The organism is Inquilinus limosus MP06 (genome assembly GCF_000767795.1).
GTDB lineage: Bacteria > Pseudomonadota > Alphaproteobacteria > DSM-16000 > Inquilinaceae > Inquilinus > Inquilinus limosus_E.
Window position 1 is genome coordinate 1 of sequence record NZ_JANX01000495.1, and the last position, 4,839, is coordinate 4,839.

The following is a 4,839-nucleotide window of genomic DNA, read 5'->3' on the forward strand; positions in this document are numbered from 1 at the left end:
CCAGCGGCTGCGGCCCGTCGGCCAGCGCGTCCCAGATCCGCCGCTCCTGCGGCGACGAGTGTCTCGGTGTCCAGCGCGCGCAGGCGCAGGGCGAAGCGGCCGTCCAGGCGTGAGGCCCTCGGGCCGGCTCGGCCGTCGGCGGCGGCAGCGCCGCCGAGCATCTCCGGATGCTGGTGCGGCCAGCAGGCTCAGCGGCACCGACCGGCGCGGCCCGACGGCGAGGCCGAGGCCGGGCTCGATGCGCAACCTCGCGTGTCGCCGCCCAGGCCGAACGGTGGCGGATCTCCACCGCCGTCGACCATCGGTGGCGCCAGCCGCCGACCTGGGCGCCCTCGGCGGTTCGAGCAGGGGGCGGCCATCCTTCAGCACGGCGATGTCGGTGGTGGTGCCGCCGATATCGGAGACGAAGCAGTCGTCGCGGCCGGTCAGCCAGCGCGCGCCGACGACGCTGGCGGCGGGGCCGGACAGTACGGTCTCGACCGCCGGGCCAAAGCGAAGCGGTCGGCGATCAGCGACCCGTCGCCCTTCACCACCATCAGCGGCGCCGCGATGCCGCGGGCGTCCAGCCGGCCGCGCACCGCCCGGATCAGCGACGCGGTCAGCGGGATCAGCCGGGCGTTGAGCAGGGCGGTCAGGGCCCGCCGCGGGGCGTCGAGGCCGGAGGTCAGCTCATGGCCGCAGGTCACGGGCCTGCCGGTCAGGTCCCGCACCAGGTCGCGCACCGCCAGCTCATGCGCCGGGTTGCGCACGGCGAAATAGCCGGCGACGGCGAAGGCGGTGACCGCCGGGGCGTGCTGCAGGATGGCGGCTCGGACCGCCTCGAGGTCGAGCGGCGCCTGCTCCTCGCCGGTCGGGCGATGCCCTCCGGCCACGGCCGCCACCGGGTCGCCGCCGATCGCCGCGCGCAGCCCGGCGCGGTCCAGCGCCGCCTCGGGGTAGCCGATCAGGATCAGGCAGGCCGGGTTGCCCTGGCCCTCGACCACCGCGTTGGTGGCGAGGGTGGTGGACAGGCCGACGAAGCCGATCTCGGCCGGGTGCTGCTGCAGCACCGCGTCGATCGCGGCGCCGATGCCCAGCGCCAGGTCGTGCTTGGTGGTCAGCCGCTTGGCGGCGGCGACGACGCCGCGGTCCGGGTCGAACAGGACCGCGTCGGTGAAGGTGCCGCCGGTGTCGATGCCGAGGGAGAGGGACAAGATGCGCCGCGCCGAAGCCGATAGTGTCGTCTCGGATTAGGACAAGGCCTTCCGCGCGGCAAAGCTTTTCGGCATGCGACGAAGACAGGTCCGGCAACGGCCGACGCCGGTCCTACGCGCTTGCGGCCAGGTCCTCCGCATCGTCGAGGTCGGCGTCGAAATCGACCAGGTCGTAATCGTCGCCGTCCGGGGCGACGGCCTCGAGCTCCTCATCCGACATGTCGAACAGCATGGCCAGCGCCTGGCCGGCCACGGCGATCCGGTCGAATTCGTCCCCGGTCGGCGCCTCGCAGCTGATGGTCAGGCACTCCAGCACCTGCTGCAGCACCCAGCGTTCCTGCGCCGGCGGCAGGTCGGTGTCGGACCAGGTCTCGCGGACGGCCCGCAGCCGGTAGAGGATCTCGGATGCGTTCTGCCGCAGGGAAAGGATCTCGTCCTGGCGGCTGACCAGGGCGGTCCGGATGGAGGCCGCGGGCGCCGTTCCCGGCAGGGCCCGATCGTCGGCGATCTGAATGACGGACATGACACCATCCCCGAGCCAGTGGCTTCAAATGATCATGACTATATACCTATAAACTACGGCATTTTATCTAATTTGCAAGTGATCCAATTGGGGTGGGTCGGGGCCGGCCGGGGAGGGCGGCGGCTCAGCCGCCCTTCACCGCGCCCGAGGTCAGCCCGGCCACGATCTGCTTCTGGGCGACCACGGTCAGCACCAGCACCGGGATCACCACCACCAGCGCCGCGGCCGAGAGCGGGCCCCAGCTGACCTGCTCGAAGGTCAGGGAGTTGTAGACCGCGACCGGCAGGGTTCGGGTGGTGCGCCCGGCCAGCACGATGCCGAACACGAAGTTGTTCCAGGAGAAGATGAAGGACAGCAGCAGCGCCACGGTGATGCCCGGCCGGGTCAGCGGCAGCACGACATGGCGGAACACCTGCCAGCGATTGGCGCCGTCGATCCGCCCGGCCTCCTCCAGCTCGATCGGCAGGGCCTCGAAATAGGAGATCAGGACCCAGATCACGATCGGCAGGGTGATCACCAGATGGGTGATGATCTGCGGCCACAGCGTGCCCATCAGTCCGAGCCAGCGGAACATCAGGAACAGCGGGATCAGGTAGCTGAGGCCCGGCGTCATCCGCGCGATCATGACGACCACGGACAGCTTGGTCGCCTTGGCCCGGGCGATGCCGTAGGCCGCTGGGGCGCCGATCAGGAGGCCGATCAGCGTGGCGCTGCCGGTGACGATCAGGCTGTTGATGAAGTAGCGGCCGAAGGAGTTCTCGGCGAAGACCTGGGCGTAGTTGCTCCAGGCCAGGGTGGTCGGGATCAGCACCGGCGGATAGCTGATGTTGTCCACTTCCGGCTTCAGCGACAGCGACAGCATCCACAGGAAGAACAAGAGGGCCGGCGACACGATCACCAGCACGGCGAAATACAGGCCGGCGCGGCGCAAAGCCTTGGCGAGGGGGCGGGACATGGTCTCGGGCCTCCTCAGTTCGCCGCCAGCTTGGCGCGCTGGCGCAGCCACAGCAGGGCCAGGGACATGGCGACCACGATCACGAAGAACACCACGGCGACCGCCGAGCCGTAGCCGATGTCGTAGAAGCTGAAGGCCTGGGTGTAGAGATAGATGTTGATCGTCTCCGACGCCGTGCCGGGGCCGCCCTGGGTGATGGCGTAGATGATGTCGAAGCTCTTCAGCGCGTCGATCGAGCGGATGATCACCGCCACCATCAGGAAGGGCGAGATCATCGGCAGGGTCAGGTAGCGGAACTGCTGCAGCCAGCTGGCGCCGTCGATCTGCGCGCTCTCATAGGGCTCGGCCGGCAGGGCCGACAGGCCGCCCAGCACGATCAGCATGACCAGCGGCGTCCACTGCCAGGTCTCGACCAGCACCAGCGATGGGATCACCGTCGCCTGGTCGAACACCCAGAGCGAGGGCGGCAGCCCGATCAGGCTGAGCAGATAGTTCAGCACGCCCAGCTGCGGGTGGAACATCATGGTCCAGACCAGGGCGATGGCGACGGGGGTCGCCATCATCGGCATGATCACGATGCCGCGGGCCAGGCCGCGCAGCGGGAAGCGCTCGTTGAACACCAGCGCCGCCGCCAGGCCGAGGACCAGCGGCAGCAGCACGGAGAGGACGGTGTAGACCAGCGTGTGCCACACCGCCTCGCCGAAGCGGGCGTCGGCGAACAGCCGGGCGTAGTTGTCGAGGCCGATGAAGCCGCCGGCGCCGGTGGCCTGCCAGTCGTGCAGGCTGACCCAGCCGGTGAAGGCCCAGGGGAAGACGATCACCGCCCCGACCACCAGCACCGCCGGCAGGATGAAGGGCAGGTAGGTGCGCAGGCTCGGCGCGACGGCGTTCGGCCGCCGCACCCGCACCCGCTGTCTTGCCCCGGCGTCCGCGGCTTCGATCACCTCAGGCCTCGCTCTTGTCCAGGATCGGCTTGAACTGCTCGGTCGCCTTGGCCAGCTCGGCCGCCGGGTCGGCCCCGCCGGCGATATTGGTCAGGGCGATGCCGAAGATGTCGCGGAACTCGGTGACCGGCACGATCACCGGCAGGCCGAGCTTGCTGACCTTGGACGAGCCGACGACGGCGTCGATCCAGTCGGCTGGCAGGGTCACGCCCTTGCGCACCTCGGCATCCTCCAGGATCGAGCTGCGGAACGGCACGCCCGAGCCGCTCTGCAGCAGGTCGGCCTGCACCGTGCGCGACACCGCCCATTGGCAGAACAGGAAGGCGGCCTCCTTGTTCTCGCTGGCTGCGGCCACGCCGATGCCGTCGCCGAAGGTGGCGGAGGCCTGGGCCTTCGGCCCCTTGGGCATGACGCCGTAGCCGACCTTGCCGACCACGCGCGACAGCTTCGGGTTCTCCAGCGGCGGGGCGAAGCCGACGCCGTCCAGCCACATGCCGACCTTGCCCTGCAGGAAGGCCGACTGGCATTCGTTCCAGTTGAAGCCGGCGACGCCGGGAGGGGCGGCCTTGGTCAGCAGCCGCTGGTACAGCTTCGCCGCCGCGACCGCGCCCTCGGAGGTGGTGGCCAGGTTGTGGTCGGCCGCGACCGGTTCGACGCCGTTGCCGAGCATGAAGGAGGTCCAGACCGGGACATTGGCGTTCTTCATACCACGGGCGACGAAGCCATAGGTGCCTGCGGCCGGGTCGGTCAGCGTCTCGGCGGCGGACACCAGCTCGTCGAAGCTGGTCGGGTATTTCAGTCCCTTGGCGTCGAACAGCTCCTTGTTCCAGTAGATGATCCAATAGTCGACGCTCAGCGGCAAGCTGCCGACCGCGCCGTCGGCCGCGGTGGCATAGGCCAAGCCGGCGCTGGAGAAATCGTTCAGGCTCAGATTCGGGTCGGCGAGGGCGGGATCGGCCAGGAACGGCCGCAGGTCGGCCAGCCAGCCGCCCTTCTCGAACATCCGCTTCTGCACATGATAGCTGAGATGGATGACGTCGAAGCTGGGCGCGCCGCTGTTGAACTCGACCACCGCCTTCTGCCGCTGCTGCTGCTCCGGCGTCTGCTCCAGCCCGACATCGATGCCGGTCAGCTCGGTGAACTCCTTGAGGTTCCGGGCGATGGTCTCGCTGCGCGGGCTCTTGACCAAGTTCACCTCGATATGGGTGCCGGCGTATTTCTTCC

Annotated in this window: 6 protein-coding genes; all 6 read right to left on the minus strand. The window is 69.4% G+C overall.

Annotation, left to right across the window (positions count from 1 at the left end; translation table 11 throughout):
* Positions 1 to 468, minus strand: a 468-nt coding sequence (locus P409_RS41635; protein ID WP_202964821.1) for a hydantoinase/oxoprolinase family protein, incomplete at its 3' end; no start/stop codon positions are given.
* On the minus strand, positions 426 to 1,193 hold the full coding sequence (locus tag P409_RS26780) for a hydantoinase/oxoprolinase N-terminal domain-containing protein (RefSeq protein ID WP_052121441.1): 768 nt from the start codon (positions 1,191 to 1,193) through the stop codon (positions 426 to 428). The genes P409_RS26780 and P409_RS41635, both read right to left, overlap by 43 nt.
* A 112-nt stretch (positions 1,194 to 1,305) precedes the next feature.
* Complete coding sequence (locus P409_RS26785; protein ID WP_034845603.1) at positions 1,306 to 1,716, minus strand: hypothetical protein; 411 nt, start codon at positions 1,714 to 1,716, stop codon at positions 1,306 to 1,308.
* Positions 1,717 to 1,840: 124 nt separating this feature from the next.
* On the minus strand, positions 1,841 to 2,671 hold the full coding sequence (locus tag P409_RS26790) for a carbohydrate ABC transporter permease (protein WP_034845605.1): 831 nt from the start codon (positions 2,669 to 2,671) through the stop codon (positions 1,841 to 1,843).
* A 14-nt stretch (positions 2,672 to 2,685) separates the two neighbouring features.
* Entirely contained in the window at positions 2,686 to 3,615 is a 930-nt protein-coding gene (locus tag P409_RS26795) for a carbohydrate ABC transporter permease (RefSeq protein WP_034845607.1), read from the minus strand.
* A 1-nt stretch (position 3,616) separates the two neighbouring features.
* Positions 3,617 to 4,839, minus strand: a 1,223-nt coding sequence (locus tag P409_RS26800) for an ABC transporter substrate-binding protein (RefSeq protein WP_034845609.1), incomplete at its 5' end; no start/stop codon positions are given.

Bases quoted from the DNA above. Each gene is read 5' to 3' on its own strand.
- P409_RS26785 (WP_034845603.1), bottom strand. From the start codon at position 1,716: ATGTCCGTCATTCAGATCGCCGACGATCGGGCCCTGCCGGGAACGGCG.
- P409_RS26790 (WP_034845605.1), bottom strand. From the start codon at position 2,671: ATGTCCCGCCCCCTCGCCAAGGCTTTGCGCCGCGCCGGCCTGTATTTC.